The sequence below is a fragment of the Arthrobacter sp. NPDC055585 genome, assembly GCF_053619115.1.
This window is the reverse complement of the sequence record NZ_JBSHIT010000007.1, coordinates 216,263-236,954: the sequence shown is the minus strand read 5'-3', so window position 1 is coordinate 236,954 and position 20,692 is coordinate 216,263. Positions and strand designations below refer to the sequence as shown.

Below are 20,692 nucleotides of genomic sequence, written 5' to 3'. Positions count from 1 at the left end.
TCATGAGTGCTACCGCTGCAACCGGCAGCTACGAGCCGAAGACCAAGCTCGGGCGCATTACCAACTTCGTCGACTCCCGTGTAAGCGGTTCGATGATGGTCAAGGAGTTCGGCCGCAAGGTCTTCCCTGACCACTGGTCCTTCATGTTTGGTGAAGTGGCGCTCTACAGCTTCGTCATCCTGCTTCTCTCCGGAACGTTCCTGACGTTCTTCTTTGATCCGTCCATGGCGGAGACCCACTACGAAGGCAGCTACGTCCCGCTTAAGGGCGTAGAAATGTCCGTCGCCTACGCTTCGTCGCTGGACATCTCCTTCGACGTCCGCGGCGGCCTCTTCATGCGCCAGGTCCACCACTGGTCGGCCCTGCTGTTTGTTGCCTCCGTTTCGGTGCACATGCTGCGCGTGTTCTTCACCGGCGCGTTCCGCAAGCCCCGCGAACTGAACTGGGTTGTGGGCGGCGTGCTGCTCATCCTGGCCCTGGCTGCCGGCTTCACCGGCTACTCGCTCCCCGATGACCTGCTCTCCGGCAACGGCCTGCGCATCATCGACGGCGTTATCAAGGCTGTCCCGGTTGTTGGCACCTACATCAGCTTCTTCCTCTTCGGCGGCGAGTTCCCCGGCACGGCTGTGATTGGCAGGCTTTACGTCCTGCACATCCTGCTGGTTCCTGCCCTGATCCTGCTGATGATCGCCATCCACCTGTTCATGGTCGTCATCCACAAGCACACCCAGTGGCGCGGCCCGGGCCGTACCAACAACAACGTTGTCGGTTACCCCGTTGGACCTGTCTACGCCGCCAAGGCCGGTGGATTCTTCTTCATCGTCTTCGGCATCGTTGCCTTCATCTCGGCTGTCTTTACGGTCAACCCGATCTGGAACTACGGCCCGTACGACCCCTCCCCCGTGTCCGCAGGTACGCAGCCTGACTGGTACATCGGCTGGGTTGACGGCGCCCTGCGACTGATGCCGGGCTGGCTGTTCGGCTTCCCTTTCGAGTGGAACATTCCGTTCCCCTGGGGCGTCAACACCCTGTCCCTGAACGTGCTGCTGCCGGCCCTCGTGCCCGCAGGCATCGTCTTCGGCCTGCTCTTCACCTGGCCGTGGATCGAAGCCTGGGTCACCAAGGACAAGCGCATCCACAACCTGCTGGACCGCCCGCGCAACGCTCCGACCCGCACCGCCATCGGTGTTGCCGGCGTCATCTTCTACTGCGTCATGTGGGCTGCTGCCAGCTCCGACCTCATCGCCACGCACTTCATGGTGTCGCTGAACGATGTGACCTACTGGCTCCGCTTCCTGTTCTTCTTCGGACCGGTAATCGGATTCATGGTGACCCGCCGCATCGCCCTGGCGCTGCAGCGCAAGGACCGCGAGATTGTCCTCCACGGCGTGGAGAGCGGACGCATTGTCCGCCTGCCGCACGGTGAGTACATCGAGGTCCACGAACCGCTGGACGAGTTCAAGCGCTACAAGCTGGTTGCGTTCGACTCCCCCGAGGTACTGCCGGCCCAGCCGGACGCCAAGGGCAAGATCAGCCGCAGCGAGAAGCGCCGCGGAGCGATCTCCCGGTTCTTCTTCGAAGACCGCGTCGCCCCGGTGTCGCCGGCCGAACTCGAAGCGGCTCACCACCACGAACCGCATGCCGAAGTTGAGGCAAGCGAAGTGGATGACGCTCCGGTTTCGATCGAGAAGCACTAAGCACCACGCATAGAAGAAGCCCCCGTCCTTTCGGAACGGGGGCTTCTTCTTGTCTGTGGTTCTAGTGCTTTTGCTTCAGGGCGCCTGGGCCGAGGGCAGCCCCCTGGACTTCGGAGCTAGAGCTCGAACGGAACTTTCGACGGAAGCGGGTATTTGCGTACGGGATGCTCCAGGTCAGCGAAGGGCGCTGCCCCGATGCTGAGTTTAGTGAAGTCCAGCCGGGACTCCCGCAGGACCACCTGGATCCCCTTGACGGCCAGTTTCACGTCGGGAACCAGGCACAGGATGTTCAGCTTGTACGGACTGAACCCGGTCTCCTCCACGGAGCCCAGGCCACGCCAGGAGAAATAGGTGCCGATCGCTGTGGCGGCCTTGTGTTCCAGATACCTGTCCCGCTCCGTTCCATCCTTGGACTTGAGCGCGTACTGGGCAATAACCCAGTGCTGGTCCTCGTCGGGAATCTCGGCGTAGCCCTCCGCCTCGGCGGCGGTCCCAAACTCCCCCAGCAGCTTCTCCGCCTGTTCGGCGTCCACGTCTTCCCGTACGGAGACGGAGCCTTCGTGGCCAACCCTGCCCTTCGTGATCATGAGCGAGCCGTCCTCGGGCTCATACACGGCTTCCTTGAACAGCATCCCGCGCGGCGGGTCCTGCTTGTACATCCTCAGGATCTCCATTCGGCGATCCCTCCATTCTTGGTTCAGGTCGCCTGGTGGCGTCCGGGGTGGTAAGTGCGCGGCGTCCGCATTCCGGGGCGCTGGAGCGGCACCCAGAGCTTGTAACGGTCAGCGCGGTAATAGGAAACCGAGTAGTCAACCATGGACCGTGAGACGTAGGCGTGGCGCTGGATCTTCAGCAGCGGTGCGCCGAGGTCAACGTTGAGCAGCCGCGCCGTGGACGCCGACGCCGCTGTTGCCTCGATGGTGTCCTCACCCCATTCGATGACCATGCCGTAGCGCTCGCTCAGGACGCGGTACAGGGAGGTCGGCGGATCCTCGTCCAGCATGCCCGGCACGTGCCAGGCCGGGATAAAGTTCTCGTCGACGCTCATCGGTTCGCCGTCGGCAAGCAGCTGGCGGCGGAACCGGACCACCGGCTGGCCGGGGTCGATCTGCAGTTCACGGGCCACCAGATGGGAGGCAGGAACCTGTTCAAATGTGAGGACACGGGCGTCCGGCACCATGCCGCGGCGGTGCATTTCCTCGCTGTACGAGGTCAGCTTGATCTGCAGGTCCATCTTCTGCCGGGCCACGAAGGTTCCGACGCCGACTACTCGCTCCAGGACTTCATCTGCGACCAGGGCGTCGATGGCCTGGCGCACCGTCATGCGCGCTACCTGAAAGTGTTCGGCCAGCTCCCTCTCCGAAGGGACCGCCGTACCAGGCGGCGCGTGCTGAGCCACGAACCGCCGCAGGATCTCCTCCAGCTGCCGGTGCTTGGCAACACCCGAGGCCGGGTCTATGCCTTCCGGAAAGGCCCTTAGGGCACGTTTGATCACGGCGTGGCAGCCGGCCGGACAGGCAGGAACTCAGGCATGGGGACGCGGGACCTTCCTCGGATTTAGTGCTCTCCCTAGGATACCGGGAACCGAAGTCCCTTCCTGTAGAAGGCAAAAGCACCTCCCTCTATGGCGTGCACCCGTGGCACGCAAAAAACCGAAGGGCCCGCAGTTTCCTGCGGACCCTTCGGTCAACTGATCTTTAGTTGTGGCTCGAAGGCCTAGTGCGCGTGGTTACCGCGGCTGTATTCATAAACCCAGCCGATCAGACCAACCACGGCCAGACCGGCGCTGATGAACAGCACCCACCAGCCCACGGCCAGGCCGAGGAATGCACCGGCGCAGGCGGTCGCCAGGACCAGCGGCCACCAGCTCCACGGGCTGAAGAAACCCTGCTCACCGGATCCTTCGTGGATCTCGGCGTCCAGACGGTCTTCCGGACGCATGCCCACGCGGCGTGCCGTGAACATCAGGTAGTACCCGATCATCAGGGACATGCCGGCGGTCAGGAACAGTGCCAGGAAGCCAACGGGTTCCATCCACTCAACGAGGTAGCCGTAGACAACGCCTACCGCTGCGAAGAACGGAGCCATCAGGAGGAAGAGCTTTGCCTCGATTTTCACTGGACGCTCTCCTTGCGGTCAGCCGAACCGTAGACCTTGCCCGGTGCGGACTCGTTGGTGACGGTCTGCTGCAGTTCCGGGTGGTGCAGGTCCAGGGCCGGACGCTCCGAACGGATTCGGGGCAGCGACGTGAAGTTGTGGCGCGGCGGCGGGCAGGAAGTTGCCCACTCGAGCGAGGCACCGAAGCCCCACGGGTCATCAACTTCAACCTTCTTGCCGTGGCGCCAGGTGATGTACACGTTCCAGAAGAACGGGATCAGCGAGGCACCCAGGACGAAGGAGGCGATGGTGGAGAACTGGTTCATCGCGGTGAAGTTGTCTTCCACCAGGTAATCCGCGTAACGGCGCGGCATGCCGATGACGCCCAGCCAGTGCTGGATCATGAACGTGCCGTGGAAGCCCAGGAACAGGAGCCAGAAGTGGATCTTGCCGAGGCGCTCGTTGAGCATCTTGCCCGTCCACTTCGGCCACCAGAAGTAGAAGCCTGCGAACATCGCGAAGACGACGGTACCGAAGACCACGTAGTGGAAGTGCGCAACCACGAAGTACGTGTCAGAGACGTGGAAGTCCAGCGGCGGAGCCGAGAGGATGATGCCGGTCAGGCCACCGAAGAGGAAGGTGATCAGGAAGCCGATGCTCCAGAGCATCGGGGTTTCAAAGGTGATCGATCCGCGCCACATGGTGCCGATCCAGTTGAAGAACTTCACACCGGTTGGTACCGCGATGAGCATGGTCATAAAGGCGAAGAACGGCAGCATAACGGCACCGGTCACGTACATGTGGTGGGCCCACACGGTCACGGACAGGGCAGCAATGGCGATCGTTGCGTAAACCAGGCCCTTGTAGCCGAAGATCGGCTTGCGGCTGAAGACCGGGAAGATCTCAGAGACGATGCCGAAGAACGGCAGGGCGATGATGTACACCTCAGGGTGGCCGAAGAACCAGAACAGGTGCTGCCAGAGGACTGCACCGCCGTTCTCCGGATCGAAGATGTGTGCGCCGAAGCGGCGGTCAGCGCCCAGGGCGAACAGTGCAGCGGCCAGCGGCGGGAACGCCATCAGGATCAGGATGCCGGTCACCAGGGTGTTCCAGGTGAAGATCGGCATACGCCACATGGTCATGCCCGGGGCACGCATGCAGATGATGGTGGTGATGAAGTTGACCGCACCGAGGATGGTGCCGAAGCCGGACAGCGCAAGGCCAAAGACCCATAGGTCACCGCCGACGCCTGGCGAGAATGTCGTATTCGACAATGGCGCATAGGCGAACCAGCCAAAGGACGCGGCGCCCTGCGGGGTGATGAACCCGGATACGGCGATGATGCTGCCAAAGAGGAAGAACCAGAAAGCCAGCGCGTTCAGACGCGGGAAGGCGACGTCGGGAGCACCGATCTGGAGCGGCATCATCACGTTGGCGAAGCCGGAGAACAGCGGGGTTGCGAACATCAGCAGCATGACAGTGCCATGCATGGTGAACAGCTGGTTGTACTGTTCCTTGGTCTGCAGGATCTGCATACCGGGTTCAAACAGCTCGGCACGGATGACCAGGGCCATCACGCCGCCGAGGCAGAAGAAAATGAATGACGCAATCAGGTACATGTACCCGATGGTCTTGTGGTCAGTGGAGGTGATCCAGTTGACGACAATGCGTCCCTTGGAGACCGGCACAACGCGCGGGGCAACCCGCGTGCCTGATTCCTCCGAAGTGTATTCCAGGGTAGTCATAGCTTTCCTCCTACCTCCTTACTTCGTCGGATTCAGGTTGGTATTGCGGTCGTACTCTGCGCCCAGCTGGCCATCGTCCAGCGTGGCGAGGTAGGCCTCGTACTCGGCCTCGGAGACGACCTTCACGTTGAAGAGCATTTCAGAGTGGTACTCACCGCAGAGTTCGGCACACTTGCCTTCGAAGGTGCCCTCCTGCTGCGGGGTGAGGGTGATGTAGTTCGTGCGGCCCGGGATCATATCCCGCTTCTGCAGGAACGCCGGTACCCAGAACGAGTGGATGACGTCGCGGGAGTTCAGCTGCAGTTCAACGGACTTGTTGACCGGCAGGTACAGGGTCGGGAATTCGTCCTGGGACTTTTCCTCGCCGTCCAGGTTGACCTGGACACCGCTGTAGTACTTGTCTTCCTTGACGTAGTTGAAGTCCCACGCCCACTGCTTGCCGCGGACGTCCACAATGACGTCCGGATCATCAACGCGGGCATCGAGGGCCCGGATGTCGCGGTCGGTGAAGAAGAAGAGCACCAGGACCATGAACAGCGGGATCGCCGTGTAGAAGATTTCCAGCGGCAGGTTGTAGCTGAGCTGGCGGGGGTAACCGGTCTCATTCTTCCGGCGTCTGTAGGCGATGATGCACCACAGGATCAGTCCCCAGGTGAGGATACCTACGGCCAGCGCGGCAATCCATGAATTGACCCAGAGGTCCATGATGCGGCCGGTGTGGTTGGTCGTGTCCCGTTCCGTGGGCAGCCAGCCCTTTTGGACATCTGATGAACAACCCGATAAAAACAACGCGCCGGCCGACGTTACGGCTGAGATCTTTAAGATCCTGGCGCGTCGGCTGCTGGTTCGGTCCTGCGAACTCACAGACGGCCCTTCCTCTTGTTACGTGCAAGTGCGGCACAGCGGACAGAAAAATCCCCCCAGCTGCGCACGATCAGTTTTACTACTACGTGTAGAGCTTACCCCGGACGCGGTGCTGTCCAGTGACAGACCGCACCGCGTGCCGGGCGGAATACCCTCTATTACGGCTCGAAAGCCGTGTTTTCAGGCCTAGTGGAAGGAGTCTCCACAGGCGCAGGAGCCACCGGCATTCGGATTGTCGATGGTGAAACCCTGCTTGGAAATCGTATCTTCGAAGTCGATGGAGGCTCCGGCCAGGTACGGCACGCTCATCTTGTCGACAATGACCTCGACGCCGTCGAAGTCACGCACCGCATCTCCGTCAAGCACACGCTCGTCGAAGTAGAGCTGGTAGATCAGGCCCGAGCAGCCTCCGGGCTGAACGGCAACCCGCAGCCGCAGGTCAGTGCGGCCCTCCTGCTCAAGGAGGGAGCGGACCTTGCCGGCAGCTACCTCGGAAAGCATCACGTCGTGCGTGGGCAGTTCTTCGGCGGCTTCGGTTCCAACCAGGCCGGCGTTCTCACTCGTGGAAGTGCTCATTGCTTCTCTCTTTCCGTCCGGGCGTCCGGACCGCTCAGCAGCTTGCCGCTGAGCAGGCCGGTGCCAGTTCACTCAATGGTACGTCGGCGCACCCCATAGGCAGTAACGGCCTAGGAGGTTTCCTGCATTCCCAGACGAGCCAAAAGCAGGGCCTCGGCCAGGATGGCTTTTTCGAAGTCGCCCAGGTGCAGGGATTCGTTGGCCGAATGGGCCCGGGAGTCCGGATCCTCCACGCCCGTGATCAGGATGGACGCCTGCGGGAAGACCTCTACAAGATCCGCAATGAACGGGATGGAGCCGCCCACGCCCATCTCCACCGGGGTGGTGCCCCATGCCGTTTCCAGCGCCCACAGGGCGGTCTGCGCAGCGGGCGCGGAGGTGTCCGTCGCGAAGGCATTGCCCCGCTCCCCCGGGGTGAAGGTGACTTCGGCGCCGAAGGGAGCGTTGGCGGCAAGGTGGCGGGCCATGGCGTCCATCGCAGCTTCCGGATCCTGCCCCGGTGCCAGCCGCATGGAGAACTTCGCGCGGGCGGAGGGCTGGATGGTGTTGGAGGACATTGCCACCGAGGGCACGTCGATGCCGATGATGGACAGGGCAGGCTTGGTCCACAGGCGCGAGGCAATGGACCCCTCCCCCGCCAGCTGCACCGAGTCCAGGACGGAGGAGTCCTGCCGGAAGTCTTCCTCCGGGTAGTCCACTGCGGCGTCGTCGAATCCTTCCAGGCCTTCGATCGCGAGGTTGCCTCGCTCGTCGTGGAAGGTGGCGATCAGCCGGGCCAGGAGGGTCGGGGCATCAAGGACCGGTCCCCCGAACATGCCCGAGTGCACGGCGTGGCCGAGAACCCGCACTTCAAAGGTGCCGTCAACAAGCCCGCGCAGGCTCGTGGTCAGTGCCGGCGTGCCGACCTTCCAGTTGCCCGAGTCTGCGACCACAATCACATCGGCACGGAGCAGGTCACGGTGGGTTTCGAGGAAGGTGCGGAACGTCGGTGACCCGGCTTCTTCCTCGCCTTCAATGAAGAACGTGATGCCAACGCCCGGCTCGTTTCCGAGCACTTCGTTCAGAGCCCGGAGAGCCGCGGCATGCACCATGATGCCGGCCTTGTCATCGGCGGCGCCGCGGCCGTACAGCCGGCCGTTGCGTTCAGTGGCGGTAAACGGTTCGGTTTCCCAGAGCGCCGGGTCTCCGGGCGGCTGGACGTCATGGTGGGCGTACAGGAGTACGGTCGGCTTGCCCGGGGCCGCTGGGCGGCGGGCGACGACGGCGGGCCCGCCGGGCTTGCCGTTGTTGTCCACCCGCAGGATCTGCACGTCGTCCAGGCCAGCTCCGCGGAGCAGTTCGGCGACTGCTTCGGCTGAGCGGTCCAGATGGGCAGGGTCAAAGGAATCCCAGGCGATGCCGGGAATAGCTACCAGCCGGGTCAGGTCCTCGAGCGTGCGGGGAAATGCCGCCGCCACGCTGGCGCGCAGCGCTGCTTCATCCGGGACCGTGCTGGAGGTGTGGGAAGAGGAAGTCATAGGCCACACCCTACAACTGTGCTCTGCATGCTTCGAGGCGGGAGGCCTGCTTCGGGGTCCGGGGCCTGCTTCGGGGTGCGGGGCCTGCGGCGATGCTGAAAACCGCCGGCGTTTGCGTGTCCGGTAACCGCCGCGCATGCCGCCTGCGGTTCAGGTATCCTTGATGAGTGTTCGGACGAAAGAAAGAAGCGCCCACCGCGCAGGAAACTGTGGATCAGGCAACCACGGCCCAGGCCGGGTCACCGAAGCCGGGTGGCTCTGCAGGCAAGGGTGCCCCCACCCCTCGGCGCAAGGACCAGGTAGCTGCACGCCAGCGCCCACTGGTCCCCAATGACCGCAAGGCTGCCCGTGAGGCAAGCCGCGCCGCCATGCGCGAGGAACGCCTGAAGACACGTGCCGCCCTGGATACCGGCGACGAGCGTTACCTTCCCCTCCGGGACAAGGGCCCCAACCGCCGATTTGTCCGCGATGTAGTGGATGCCCGCTGGAACGTCGGTGAATTCGTCATGATCGCCGCGGCCGTGTTCGTAGTGGCGAGCTTCATCCAGAACCTCACCGTGCAGAGCTTCATTCTGATGGCGTTCTGGGCCCTGATTGTTCTGGTGATCGTAGACAGCATCCGCATCCGCTTCCTGCTGCGCCGCCGCCTCACCGAAAAGTTCGGCGGCCCCAACCAGGGCGACGTCTGGTACGGAATCTCCCGCGCCCTGCAGCTGCGCCGTTTCCGCCTCCCCAAGCCGCAGGTCCGCCGCGGCGAGAAGGTTTCCTAGCGGAACCCGCTCAACCCACATACATACAGAAGAAGGGACCGGTTCAACCGGTCCCTTCTTCTGTATCTTCTGCCCGGACTCCGGCAGTTCAGCCCCGCCGGTGGAGGTTCTGCAGCCTCCGGTTGATCCGTCCCGCCCAGAAGGGCCCTTCGTAGAGGAACGCGGTGTAGCCCTGCACCAGGTTCGCGCCGGCGTCGAGCCGCTCCTGAACGTCATCACCGGTCTCAACGCCGCCAACGGAGATGATCACCGGTTCCGGACCCAGCGCTGAACGCAGCCGGCGCAGAACTTCCAGTGAACGCTGCTTCAGCGGCGCCCCGCTCAGCCCGCCGACGCCGGCAGCGATAACCGTTTCGGGATCGGTCACGAGTCCTTCACGCCCGATGGTGGTGTTTGTTGCCACCACGCCGTCGAGCTTGAGGTCCAGGGCCAGGCGGGCGACGTCGTCGATGTCCTCGTCGGTGAGGTCCGGAGCGATCTTCACCAGCAGCGGCACGTGCCGGCCGGCGGTCTCATCCGCGGTCTGGCCCACCGCGGTGAGCAGCGGGCGCAGCGAATCGATGCTCTGCAGCTGACGCAGGCCCGGGGTGTTCGGGGAACTGACGTTAACCACCAGGTAGTCGGCGTCCGCGGCGAGCAGCCGGGTGCTGGCCAGGTAGTCTTCGACCGCGTCTTCGAGACCCACCTTTTTGGTCTTCCCGATGTTCACGCCCACAATCGGGCGGTTGCGGCCCCAGCGGCGGTAGAGACCGTCCACAGCTTTCCGGACCCGAGGGGCGACGGCGGCAGCGCCGTCGTTGTTAAAGCCCATGCGGTTGATGACAGCGCGGTCCTCCACCAGCCGGAACAGGCGCGGCTTCGCGTTGCCGGGCTGGGCCTGGGCAGTCACTGTTCCCAGTTCAACATGCCCGAATCCGAGGTTCGCCAGCGCAACGACGGCGGAGCCTTCCTTGTCGAAGCCTGCCGCAAGGCCAAAGGGTGAGGGGAAGGTAAGGCCCAGTGCTTCCGTTGACAGGTCCCGGCCGGGGCGGGTAAGCGCACGCAGAACCGGTGCGGCCGGTGTATAGGCAATGGCACGGATGGCTTCATAACCGATTCGATGGGCTTTTTCAGGGTCCATTCCGGAGAAGACGATCCGGAAGAACGTGGGGTAAACGCGCATGATTTAATGCTTCCACTCGCGGTGTCCTGCACCAAATCGCGGTCAGGAGTGCCCGTCAGGTTCGTGTATTTTCGATATATGGGGCAGAACTGGCAACCGGACAGGCTGGGCAGCGGGTATCGTGCCCTCACGCTGGACCTGGGCGAAGATGATGAAGGCCCGGTTGTAGCCACGCTGGTCTCCTACACGCCGGAGCCTCCCCCGCCGCCAACGTTCACCGGCCGCGTGCGTGAGCGGCTTTCCCGGTTCCGCGGCCCGGTGGAGCCTGCTTCGGTGAATGCGGTGGTGTACATCCACGGGTGGGCGGACTACTTCTTCCAAACAGAGCTGGCGGATTTCTGGGCCGAACGGGGTGTCGCGTTTTATGCCCTGGACCTGCGCAAGTACGGCCGCAGCCTGCGGCCCGGCCAATCCGAGGGCTTTATTACCGACCTCTCCGAATATGACGCCGATATTGAGGCGGCACTGGCTGCAGCGGAAGCGGACGTCAAGGCAAGCCGCGGGGAACAGACCCCGGTGCGCCTTTCGCTGATGGCCCACTCAACGGGCGGACTGGTGGCCTCGCTCTGGGCACACCGCAACCCCGGCCGAATCGCAGCACTGATCCTGAACAGCCCCTGGCTGGAACTGCGCGGAAGCTCCCTGGCCCGTAACGCCGCAGCGGGGCTGCTGGAACCGCTGGCCCGCACCCGGCCCAAGACCCGGCTCAAGATTCCGGAACTGGACTTTTACTGGCGGTCGCTCAGCGCGGAAGCCGACGGCGAATGGGAACTCGATCCGGTCTGGAAACCGCCGGGCAGCTGGCCGGTACGGGCCGGCTGGATAACCGCCGTGCTGGCGGGCCACTCACAGGTTGCCAAGGGACTGGACATCACCTGCCCCGTCCTGGTGCTGGCGTCGGCCCGCTCCACGATCGGTGCCACCTGGAACGAGACCATGAAGACCACGGACAGCGTGCTGGACGTCAGCCTGATGGTCCAGCGGGCACTGCTGCTGGGCCCGGTGGTGACAGTTCTCCGCTTTGACGGTGCCCTGCATGACGTGCTGCTCTCGGCCCGGCCGGTCCGCCGCCTGGTCTATACCCGGCTGGACAAGTGGGCGGCAACCTACCTGCTGGGGAAAAAACCCGGTTAGGCCCCCGCGGCTGCCTGGTCTACCGCTCCCCCGTACCGGCGGTCGCGCCGTGCGTAGGTTTCCACGGCTTCCCACAGGGTCCTGCGGTCTACGTCCGGCCACAGGGTATTCATAAAAACCATCTCCGCATACGCGGACTGCCAGAGCATAAAGTTTGAGAGCCGCTGTTCCCCGGAGGTGCGCAGGAACAGGTCGACGTCCGGCAGGTCCGGCTCATCAAGGTAGCGCTGGATCGTCTTCTCCGTGATGCTCCCGGGGCGCACTTTGCCGTTCTTGACGTCCTCGGCGATCGCCCTGACGGCATCGGTGATTTCCGCCCGTCCGCCATAGTTCACACACATGTTCAGGGTGCACGTGGTGTTGTTTTTCGTCTGTTCCTCGGCAACTTCCAGTTCCCGGATGACCGATCCCCAGAGCCGGGGCCGGCGCCCGGACCAGCGGATGCGGACACCCCATTCATCAAGCTGGTCCCGCTGGCGGCGAAGTACATCGCGGCTGAAGCCCATCAGGAACCGGACCTCTTCCGGGGACCGCTTCCAGTTCTCGGTGGAGAACGCGTACACGGACACGTGCTGGATTCCGATCTCCACTGCCCCGGCCATCACGTCGAGCAGTGCTGCCTCTCCGGCCCGGTGCCCTTCGGTACGCGGCAGGCCCCGCTGGTTGGCCCAGCGGCCGTTTCCGTCCATCACAATAGCCACATGCGCAGGCACCAGGTCACGGGGAACCGGCGGCGGAACAGCACCGGAGGGGTGCGGCCAGGGCGCAGCCGGAGACTTGCGGGGAGGGACCAAAGCTATACACGCTCCACATGTTGAAGGGATTTCACGACTCGTTCCAGGTGCCACTGCAGATAGCTGGCCACGAGTCCGGCGGATTCCCGCCGGGCCTGCGGTCCCGCAGCATCTGCGTGCTCCCAGTCGCCGGTTAGCAGCGCGGAGAGCAGAAGCATGGTTTCGGGCGACGGCGATGCTGAGCCCGGGGGCCGGCACACCGGGCAGACGGCGCCGCCAAGCGGGGCGGAGAACGCACTGTGCGGCCCGGGCGCGCCGCAGCGGGCGCAGTCGGTAAAGGACGGTGCCCAGCCTGCGGTGGCCAGGGCGCGCAGCAGGTAGGAATCCAGAATCAGTTCCGGTGGGTGTGCCCCGCGGCCCAGCGCTGCCATGGCACCGATCACCAGGTGGTAGTGCGCGTTCGCGGACTCGCCGTCGACGTCCGTGAGCCGCTCGGCGGTTTCGGCAACGGCCGCTGCGGCCGTGTAGCGGGCGTAATCGGCTGCGATTCCCGCACCATACGCTCCCTTGGTCTGCACCTGGGTCACGATGTCCAGGCTGCGGCCGTGGGAAAGCTGCAGGTCCACCACCATAAAGGGCTCCAGCCGTGCCCCGAATTTGCTGGAGGTGCGGCGTACTCCTTTGGCTACCGCGCGGACCTGGCCGTGGTTGCGCGTCAGCAGGATGACGATCCGGTCCGCTTCACCCAGCTTGTGGGTGCGCAGCACCACGCCCTCGTCACGGTAGGTCCGTGAAGCAAAAGATCTATTGGCCACGGATCCATTTTCCCACGCAGCAGCGCGCCCGGCTGCATGTGCAGCCGGGCGCGCCTTGTGCCGGACGGGAGCCGGCGGGGATGCTAGTCGCCCGAAGCGTCGCGGATCGCCCGGTTCACGGCGGAGATGACAGCCTTCAAGGCGGAGAGCGTGGTGTTCGAATCGATGCCGACTCCCCACAGCACGCGTTCGCCGACGGCGAGCTCAACGTAGGCGGCTGCCATTGCGTTGCCGCTGGCGGAGAGGGCGTGCTCGGAGTAGTCCAGCAGCCGCACGTCGACGCCGTCCTGGCTCAGGATCTGCAGCAGGGCGTCGATGGGACCGGTACCGGAGGCCACACGGCGCTGCTGCACGTTGCCGGCACGCAGGCTGGCGGTGAGCAGGAAGGACCCGTTCTCCGCCGTATCTGCAGTGACCGAGGTGAGGGCGTAGTGGCCCCAGGGCTCCGCACCGGAATCGGGAGTGGAGGGCAGGTATTCGTCCTGGAAAACGCGCCAGAGTTCGGCTCCGGTGACTTCGCCGCCCACGGTGTCCGTGCGCCGCTGGATGACTCCGGAGAACTCGATCTGTGCGCGGCGCGGCAGGTCCAGGTTGTGTTCGTTCTTGAGCAGGTACGCCACCCCGCCCTTGCCGGACTGGGAGTTGACCCGGATGACTGCCTCGTAGCTGCGGCCGATGTCCTTCGGGTCGATCGGCAGGTACGGGACACCCCATTCCAGGTCGTCCACCGTCTTGCCGGCTGCGGCTGCTTCCTTCTCCATGGACTCGAAGCCCTTTTTGATGGCGTCCTGGTGGGAACCGGAGAAGGCGGTGAAGACGAGGTCGCCGCCGTAGGGGGAACGCTCGGGTACGGGCAGCTGGTTGCAGTATTCGACGGTCCGCCGGATTTCGTCCATGTTAGAGAAGTCGATCTCCGGGTCGATGCCCTGGCTGAACATGTTCATGCCCAAGGTGATCAGGTCCACGTTTCCGGTGCGCTCACCGTTGCCGAAGAGGCAGCCTTCGATCCGGTCTGCCCCGGCCAGGTAGCCCAGTTCCGCGGCGGCAACGCCGGTGCCGCGGTCATTGTGCGGGTGCAGGGAGAGGATGATTGCCTCGCGGTTGGCCAGGTTGCGGTGCATCCATTCGATCGAATCGGCGTAGACGTTCGGCGTCGCCATTTCCACGGTGGCCGGCAGGTTCAGGATCATCTGACGGTCAGTGGAGGCTTCGAGGACTTCGGCTACGGCGTTGGAGATCCGCAGCGCGAAGTCCAGTTCCGTACCGGTGTAGGACTCCGGGGAGTATTCGTACGTGACGTCGATGCCGCGCAGCTGTTCCTCGTACTTTTTGCACAGCCGGGCACCGGTCAGCGCGATGTCCACGATCCCGTCCTGGTCCGTGTTGAAGACAACCTTGCGCTGCAGCACGGAGGTGGAGTTGTACAGGTGGACAATCGCGCGGTCCGCGCCTTCGAGGGCTTCGTAGGTGCGCTCGATGAGGTGTTCGCGGGACTGGGTGAGGACCTGGATCGTGACGTCGTCCGGAATCCGGTCGCCTTCGATCAGCTGGCGGACAAAGTCGAAGTCCAGCTGGGACGCCGAGGGGAATCCAACTTCGATTTCCTTGTAACCCATGTTCACCAGCAGGTCGAACATCTTGTGCTTGCGCTCAGGAGTCATGGGATCGATGAGCGCCTGGTTTCCGTCACGCAGGTCGACGGCGCACCAGCGCGGAGCCTTGGTGATGACCTTGTCGGGCCAGGTGCGGTCGGGCAGATCCACACTGATCTGGTCCTGGAACGGAACATATTTGTGGATCGGCATGCCGGAGGGCTGCTGTGCGTTTCGCATAATGTCTGGGGTGGCCTTTTCTTTTTAGATCTTTAGAAATGGTGGCCGGGCAACACAAACTCCGCAGCGAGGGTTCGGCCTAAACAGTGGTTTGCGTGGCCTCGCCGCGGCAGCTAAGAAGGAGGATCTCTGCGCGCACGTGCCCAGACTAGCACGCACGTTCCGGCGCTACGGAAAACTCAGTAACCGAACGCAGACTGGCACGTAACCTGCGCCGCCGTCTGTCCGGTGAGCCCGCCAAGGTCCCCGGTATCTTCCATGACATTGCCCTTGGTGAAGTCGGAACCGATCTGCACGACGACGCCGCTCACCACGGCGCTTGCGCTGACCTGCGAGGCCGGGATGTTCAGCGCTTCGGCGACCTGGAGCGCCATGGCGTCGTAGCCCGGGGTGAAGAACACCTGGGTTCCCGGGGTTGTGGATTCGGAGAGCCCGCCGGCAATGGCCTGGGTGAAGCCTTCGCTGAGGAGGTACTCGGCCAGTTCGGCGTCGCGGCCGCTGGCGGATCCGCTGATCCCGTCCAGCAGGGTGACCGGAATCGCTGCCGGGTCAACTGCGGGCTCGGTCTCTTCCGGAGCAGGGGTTTCAGTGCCGGGAGTCCCGGTGCCGGGAGCAGCGGGTTCTTCAGCGGCGACGCCGATGGGCTGGTCCGCCACCAGGGCATCGAAGAGCGGCTGGGCTGCGGCTTCGTCGAGGACGAGTCGGTTGGGGTCGAGTTCGTAGGGCACCACGGGCACGGTCACAAAGGCAACGCTGCCCAGATCCACATCTTTCATCCGGCCGGCCATCGCGATCAGGGTGGGGATGTCGGTAAGGCCCTCATCAACTGTGAGGTTCTTGGTCACGGTGTCGGCGATGGAGTACAGGCGGGGCAGGTTGTTCAGCGTGCCCTCACCCTGGACCTTGCGGACCATGGAAGCAAGGAAACTCTGCTGTGCCTTAATCCGGCCTTCATCGCCGCCGTTGCCGAAGCCGTGGCGGGTGCGCAGGAAGGCGAGGGCCTGGTCGCCCTGGATGCTTGACACTCCGGCGGGGATGTTCAGCCCGGAGAGCGGATCATCCACCGGCTGGTTCACGCAGACTTCCACTCCACCGAGGGTGTTGGAAAGTTCCTTGACGGCGTTGAAGTCGGCCATCATAAAGTGGTCGATGCTCAGGCCCGTGAGCTCGTTGATCGCAGCCACCGTGCAGCCGGGCCCTCCGTTGCCGAGGGCACCGTTCAGCTGGGCCAGGTCCATGGCCTGGTACTGCATGCCCGATTCCGGATCAGTACAGGCGGGCAGGGCCACCAGCAGATCACGCGGGAAGCTGACCACAGTCACGTGGGAGCGGTCCGCGGCCATGTTCACCAGCATCATGACGTCCGAGTTGTTGGAGTCCTGGCCTTCGCGGTTGTCCGTGCCCAGCACCAGGATCTGCATCGAATCGGTGTTGGTGTCCGCCGGGAGCCCATCCTGGTCCTGGCCGATATTCAGCGGCTTGGTGTCGAAGTTGCTCTGCAGCCTCAGCAGCTGAACCCCGGCGAACACCAGTCCGGAAACGAGTGTCAGCGATAGCAGCAGCGCAATTGAAGCCAGCACGGGGTGTCCCCCGCGGGCAGCTCCGTTGCCCAGATGGCGCCCGCCGGGTGCGGTGGTAGTCCGGCGTCGGCTTGGTGCGGCAGATCCGGAGGGACCATGACCTGTAGCGGCACGGCGTGATGGCATAGCCGTTCCCTCCCCTGGATCTGATACTGATGGCTTGCGAAAATGGTTGAACAAAGTGTACGGGCCGCTGCTGTGAAGAAGCTTAGGACCCGCTGGCGGGCAGCACGGGCTGCTAGAACCCCAGCTTTACCAGCTGCTTGGGATCCCGCTGCCAGTCCTTGGCGATCTTAACGTGCAGGTCCAGGTAAACCCGGGTTCCCAGCAGAGCCTCGATGCCGCGTCGTGCATTTGTTCCCACTTCACGCAGGCGTGAACCGCCCCGGCCAATAATAATCGCTTTCTGCGACGGGCGTTCAACATAAAGATTCACGCGCACATCCAGCAGCTGGTTGTCCTCACTGCGGCCTTCACGCGGCACGATCTCTTCGACCACCACCGCAAGTGAGTGCGGCAGCTCGTCCCGGACGCCCTCGAGGGCTGCCTCACGGACCAGTTCCGCAACCATCACCGCTTCGGGCTCGTCCGTCAGTTCACCGTCCGGGTAAAGCGGCGGCGAAGCGGGCATGTGCGAGGCAAGGACATCCGCAACGGTGTCCACCTGGAAGCCGTCGGTGGCAGAGACGGGAACGACGTCGGCCCAGCCGTCGGCACCCAGGACTTCAGTTCCCAGCGCGGTCACTGACATCAGCTGCTTGGCCAGCGCCGCACGGTCCACCGTGTCGGTCTTGGTGACCAGGGCAATAACCGGCTTCTTCTTCAGCGCTGCGAGCTGGTTGGCGATGTAGCGGTCACCCGGCCCCACCGCTTCGTTTGCCGGCAGGCAGAACCCGATCGCGTCCACCTCGGCCAGGGTATCGGCAACGAGGTCGTTCAGCCGCTGCCCCAGCAGGGTGCGCGGACGGTGCAGGCCCGGGGTATCCACGAGGATGAGCTGCGAGGTTTCCCGGTGCACGATTCCCCGGATGGTGTGGCGTGTCGTCTGCGGCTTTGCCGAGGTGATGGCCACTTTCTGGCCCACCAGGGCGTTGGTCAGGGTGGATTTGCCGGCGTTGGGCCGGCCCACCAGGGACACGAATCCGGCGCGGAACGTGGGTTCAGTCATCTCGGGGTACCAATTCTGTTGTTTTGGGGCGGTCTGTGTGGTCCGCCGCTGTAGTGTTGGGTTCGCCGTCTTCCGGCTGCCGCCAGGCGAGGACGTGTGAGACGCGGTTGCGCCGTCCCTCCAGCCGCTCAGCGTGGAGAACGATCGAATCGATGACCACTTCGCTGCCCACAATGGGCACGCGGCCGAGGGCCTTGGCCAAAAGCCCGCCCACGGTGTCCACCTCGTCGTCTTCGAGGCTGAGGTCGAACAGTTCACCGAGGTCATCGATGCCGGCCTTGGAACTGAGCCGGTAGCGCCCGTCCCCCAGGTCTTCGATGTCCGGGCGTTCGGAGTCGTATTCGTCGACGATTTCGCCCACGATCTCTTCAATCAGGTCTTCGAGCGTGACCAGGCCCGCTGTTCCGCCGTACTCGTCAATCACCACGGCAACGTGCGTGGATTCACGCTGCAGTTCCTGCAGCAGCTCCCCCACCGCCTTGGACTCGGGGACGTAGCGGACGGGTCTGCAGAATCCGTCCACGGCCTGGCTCCCGGCTTCGGGGGACCGTCCGTGCATCTGGGCGGCAACGTCCTTGAGGTACAGGATGCCGACGATCTGGTCAGCACTGTCCTCGATGACCGGCACCCGCGAGTAGCCCGAGCGCAGGAACAGGGACATCGCCTGGCGGAGGGTGGATCCGGAGTCAATGCAGACCATGTCCGTCCGCGGAACCATGACTGAGCGCACCTTTGTATCACCAAGCTCAAACACGGAGTGGATCAGCTCGGCTTCCGTGTTTTCGATCATGTCCGCTTCGGAGGCACGGTCCAGCAGCTCACGGAACTCTTCCTCCGTGAAGAAGGCGGCATCCGGGCCCTGGGTCCCGGGCGCAACGGCAGAGCCGATCTTCACGAGCCAGCCGGGAATCGGGCCGAGGACGGTCCGCAGTACACTCACCAGTCCTGCCGTGAGAACAACGACGCCGGTGACGTGGCGGCGGCCGATCTGGCGCGGGGAAACCCCAACCAGTACAAACCCAACACCGGCCATGGTGACCGTAGCCAGGAGGCCGGCGAGCCAGAGGTTCTCCACCACAAGCTGGAAGGCCATGGCAACGGAGACCGCCGTCGCCATTTCGAACCAGACACGCCAGAACCGCAGCGCGTGCATGTGTGCAACGGGGTGCTGCAGAATCCGTTTGAGGGGTTTGCCGGCACGGCCGCTGAGCAGCGCTTCGGCTTCATGTCGCGGGAGGTAGCCGTAGGCTGCCTCGGCGGCGGTAAGGAGTCCGGCCAGCACCACAAAGGCGATGGCCATGACAACTAGGACGCCTACGCTCAACTGCGTGTCTCCTTCGGGGCTTCCTTGCCCGTGTAGTCCGAGAGCAGGCGCCGCTGAAGCCCGAACATTTCGGCCTCTTCCTCGGGCTCAGCGTGGTCGTACCCCAGCAGGTGAAGGATCCCGTGGGTGGTCAGCAGGAGCAGTTCATCCTCCAGGCCGTGCCCGGCGGTCTCAGCCTGCCGTTCTGCGACCTGCGGGCAGAGCACAATGTCGCCGAGGACTCCGGCGGGGGTCGGACGGCCCGGCGACCCGGGACGCAGCTCATCCATCGGGAAGGACAGCACATCGGTGGGGCCGGGAAGGTCCATCCATTCAATGTGCAGCTTCTCGATCGCGTCCTCGTCCACCAGGATGATGGACAGCTCGGCTTCCGGATGGACGTACATGGCGTCCAGGACAAAGCGGCCCAGCCGGGACAGCGCTTCCTCGTCTGCCTGCATGGCGGACTCGTTGTTGACTTCGATGCTCATCGTTTCTTCTCCTGCCCGGCACTGTGGGAACCGGTGCGGGAACGGCGTTCTTCATCCCATTCGCTGTAGGCGGTCACGATGTCGCTGACCAGGCGGTGCCGGACGACGTCGGTCGCGGTCAGTTCGGAGAAATGCACGTCCTCGATCCCGTCCAGGATCTCGTGGACGATCCGCAGGCCGGAAGTGGTGGACCCGGGAAGGTCCACCTGGGTGACGTCACCGGTGACAACCATCTTGGACCCGAAGCCCAGACGGGTCAGGAACATCTTCATCTGCTCCGGTGTGGTGTTCTGCGCCTCGTCAAGGATGATAAACGCGTCATTGAGGGTCCGGCCGCGCATGTACGCCAGCGGTGCAACCTCGATCGTTCCCGCTGCCATCAGGCGGGGAATCGATTCCGGGTCCATCATGTCGTGCAGGGCGTCATACAGCGGGCGCAGGTAGGGATCGATCTTGTCATTCAGCGTTCCGGGAAGGAATCCCAGCCGCTCTCCCGCTTCGACTGCCGGGCGGGTCAGGATAATCCGGTTGACTTCCTTCTGCTGCAGCGCCTGCACGGCCTTTGCCATGGCCAGGTAGGTCTTGCCGGTGCCGGCCGGGCCAATCCCGAAGACCACGGTGTTGCGGTCAATCGCATCAACGTAGTTCTTCTGGTTCAGCGTCTTCGGGCGGATAGTGCGCCCGCGGGTGGAGAGGATGTTCTGCGTCAGGACCTCAGCCGGACGTTCTGCGCTCTGGTCGCGCAGCATGGTGATCAGCTGCTCAAGGACCTGAGGCGTAACGCGCGTCTGGTGCCGGGCAAGCACACGTACTTCATTGACGAGGCGGACAGTCCGTTCCACAGCGGGGGCGGGACCGGAGACGGAGAGCTCGTTGCCGCGGACATGGAGGTTCACCTCCGGGAAGGCGTTCTCGATGATTTTCAGGGCTTCATCGTTGGCGCCCAAAGACTGGACCATATGCTCTGTGGAGTCGAAGACAATTGTCTGCTGGTCCTCACGGATGGTGCCGATTCCTGCTGAAGATTCGGTCATATATGCGGCCCCTCGGCCTCTCATCGCCCCTTTGTGGAAATCTGTTGTGGAAGTCTGCTGAAAATCATGGTGCGCACACCCTCCTTAATTCTACTGGATAGGTGCCTGAGTGCACTGACGGAATCCGCGCAGGCCGCTGGCCGGGGGCTGTGCGCGGAGCCGTGACGCAGTTG

General features: G+C 63.9%; 19 protein-coding genes. 3 read left to right on the top strand and 16 right to left on the bottom strand.

Translation table 11 applies throughout. The annotated features are described in order from the left end of the window. Nucleotides 1–2 precede the first annotated feature (2 nt). A complete protein-coding gene (gene qcrB, locus ACWGQ2_RS13555; protein WP_452018081.1) occupies nucleotides 3–1,697 on the top strand; it encodes a cytochrome bc1 complex cytochrome b subunit in 1,695 nt (564 codons plus the stop codon). A 116-nt stretch (nucleotides 1,698–1,813) separates the two neighbouring features. Here qcrB and ACWGQ2_RS13550 read toward each other — a convergent pair whose 3' ends face one another. The 7 genes from ACWGQ2_RS13550 to ACWGQ2_RS13520 all read right to left on the bottom strand — a co-directional run bounded on the left by ACWGQ2_RS13550 (nucleotide 1,814) and on the right by ACWGQ2_RS13520 (nucleotide 8,496). Next, the gene (locus tag ACWGQ2_RS13550; protein WP_452018079.1) at nucleotides 1,814–2,371 is read right to left on the bottom strand and encodes a hypothetical protein; all 558 of its coding nucleotides are present in this window, start codon (nucleotides 2,369–2,371) and stop codon (nucleotides 1,814–1,816) included. 23 nt (nucleotides 2,372–2,394) lie between these two features. Next, nucleotides 2,395–3,156, bottom strand: a complete 762-nt coding sequence (locus ACWGQ2_RS13545) for a GntR family transcriptional regulator (protein ID WP_452018152.1) — start codon at nucleotides 3,154–3,156, stop codon at nucleotides 2,395–2,397. A gap of 257 nt (nucleotides 3,157–3,413) precedes the next feature. Continuing rightward, complete coding sequence (locus ACWGQ2_RS13540; RefSeq protein WP_452018077.1) at nucleotides 3,414–3,815, bottom strand: cytochrome c oxidase subunit 4; 402 nt, start codon at nucleotides 3,813–3,815, stop codon at nucleotides 3,414–3,416. Continuing rightward, on the bottom strand, nucleotides 3,812–5,539 hold the full coding sequence (gene ctaD, locus ACWGQ2_RS13535; protein ID WP_452018075.1) for an aa3-type cytochrome oxidase subunit I: 1,728 nt from the start codon (nucleotides 5,537–5,539) through the stop codon (nucleotides 3,812–3,814). The genes ACWGQ2_RS13540 and ctaD overlap by 4 nt, the downstream gene beginning before the upstream one ends. 18 nt (nucleotides 5,540–5,557) lie before the next feature. After that, nucleotides 5,558–6,403: an aa3-type cytochrome oxidase subunit II gene (gene ctaC / locus ACWGQ2_RS13530; protein WP_152227879.1), complete on the bottom strand. Its 846-nt coding sequence runs from the start codon at nucleotides 6,401–6,403 to the stop codon at nucleotides 5,558–5,560. A 186-nt stretch (nucleotides 6,404–6,589) separates the two neighbouring features. Beyond that, nucleotides 6,590–6,979 (bottom strand): HesB/IscA family protein, encoded by a 390-nt coding sequence (locus ACWGQ2_RS13525; RefSeq protein WP_055241041.1) that lies wholly within the window; start codon nucleotides 6,977–6,979, stop codon nucleotides 6,590–6,592. A 110-nt stretch (nucleotides 6,980–7,089) separates the two neighbouring features. Continuing rightward, nucleotides 7,090–8,496 carry a M20/M25/M40 family metallo-hydrolase gene (locus tag ACWGQ2_RS13520; protein ID WP_452018072.1) on the bottom strand — a complete coding sequence of 469 codons (1,407 nt, stop codon included), beginning with the start codon at nucleotides 8,494–8,496 and terminating at the stop codon, nucleotides 7,090–7,092. Between the two features lie 167 nt (nucleotides 8,497–8,663). Here ACWGQ2_RS13520 and ACWGQ2_RS13515 point away from each other — a divergent pair, with 167 nt between their 5' ends. Next, complete coding sequence (locus ACWGQ2_RS13515) at nucleotides 8,664–9,266, top strand: DUF3043 domain-containing protein (protein ID WP_452018070.1); 603 nt, start codon at nucleotides 8,664–8,666, stop codon at nucleotides 9,264–9,266. A gap of 88 nt (nucleotides 9,267–9,354) precedes the next feature. On the opposite strand, the gene ACWGQ2_RS13510 is transcribed toward ACWGQ2_RS13515, so the two are convergent. Beyond that, entirely contained in the window at nucleotides 9,355–10,428 is a 1,074-nt protein-coding gene (locus ACWGQ2_RS13510) for a quinone-dependent dihydroorotate dehydrogenase (protein ID WP_452018068.1), read from the bottom strand. Between the two features lie 78 nt (nucleotides 10,429–10,506). Here ACWGQ2_RS13510 and ACWGQ2_RS13505 point away from each other — a divergent pair, with 78 nt between their 5' ends. After that, complete coding sequence (locus tag ACWGQ2_RS13505) at nucleotides 10,507–11,562, top strand: alpha/beta hydrolase (RefSeq protein ID WP_452018066.1); 1,056 nt, start codon at nucleotides 10,507–10,509, stop codon at nucleotides 11,560–11,562. Here ACWGQ2_RS13505 and ACWGQ2_RS13500 read toward each other — a convergent pair. From ACWGQ2_RS13500 to ACWGQ2_RS13465, 8 genes are all read right to left on the bottom strand, one after another. Next, nucleotides 11,559–12,362: an isoprenyl transferase gene (locus tag ACWGQ2_RS13500; RefSeq protein WP_452018150.1), complete on the bottom strand. Its 804-nt coding sequence runs from the start codon at nucleotides 12,360–12,362 to the stop codon at nucleotides 11,559–11,561. The genes ACWGQ2_RS13505 and ACWGQ2_RS13500 overlap by 4 nt on opposite strands. Beyond that, nucleotides 12,359–13,111, bottom strand: coding sequence for a DNA repair protein RecO (recO, locus tag ACWGQ2_RS13495; RefSeq protein ID WP_452018064.1), 753 nt, complete (start codon nucleotides 13,109–13,111; stop codon nucleotides 12,359–12,361). The genes ACWGQ2_RS13500 and recO overlap by 4 nt, the downstream gene beginning before the upstream one ends. Before the next feature lie 83 nt (nucleotides 13,112–13,194). Next, nucleotides 13,195–14,943, bottom strand: a complete 1,749-nt coding sequence (gene leuA, locus ACWGQ2_RS13490; RefSeq protein WP_452018062.1) for a 2-isopropylmalate synthase — start codon at nucleotides 14,941–14,943, stop codon at nucleotides 13,195–13,197. A 179-nt stretch (nucleotides 14,944–15,122) separates the two neighbouring features. Then, nucleotides 15,123–16,649 carry an LCP family protein gene (locus ACWGQ2_RS13485; RefSeq protein ID WP_452018060.1) on the bottom strand — a complete coding sequence of 509 codons (1,527 nt, stop codon included), beginning with the start codon at nucleotides 16,647–16,649 and terminating at the stop codon, nucleotides 15,123–15,125. Between the two features lie 112 nt (nucleotides 16,650–16,761). Beyond that, nucleotides 16,762–17,691, bottom strand: a complete 930-nt coding sequence (gene era / locus ACWGQ2_RS13480; RefSeq protein WP_452018058.1) for a GTPase Era — start codon at nucleotides 17,689–17,691, stop codon at nucleotides 16,762–16,764. Continuing rightward, complete coding sequence (locus ACWGQ2_RS13475) at nucleotides 17,684–18,991, bottom strand: hemolysin family protein (RefSeq protein ID WP_452018148.1); 1,308 nt, start codon at nucleotides 18,989–18,991, stop codon at nucleotides 17,684–17,686. The genes era and ACWGQ2_RS13475 overlap by 8 nt, the downstream gene beginning before the upstream one ends. Before the next feature lie 20 nt (nucleotides 18,992–19,011). Then, the gene (gene ybeY, locus ACWGQ2_RS13470) at nucleotides 19,012–19,485 is read right to left on the bottom strand and encodes an rRNA maturation RNase YbeY (protein WP_452018056.1); all 474 of its coding nucleotides are present in this window, start codon (nucleotides 19,483–19,485) and stop codon (nucleotides 19,012–19,014) included. Further along, complete coding sequence (locus tag ACWGQ2_RS13465; RefSeq protein WP_452018054.1) at nucleotides 19,482–20,519, bottom strand: PhoH family protein; 1,038 nt, start codon at nucleotides 20,517–20,519, stop codon at nucleotides 19,482–19,484. Before ACWGQ2_RS13465 ends, ybeY begins: the two co-directional genes overlap by 4 nt. Between the last annotated feature and the right edge of the window lie 173 nt (nucleotides 20,520–20,692).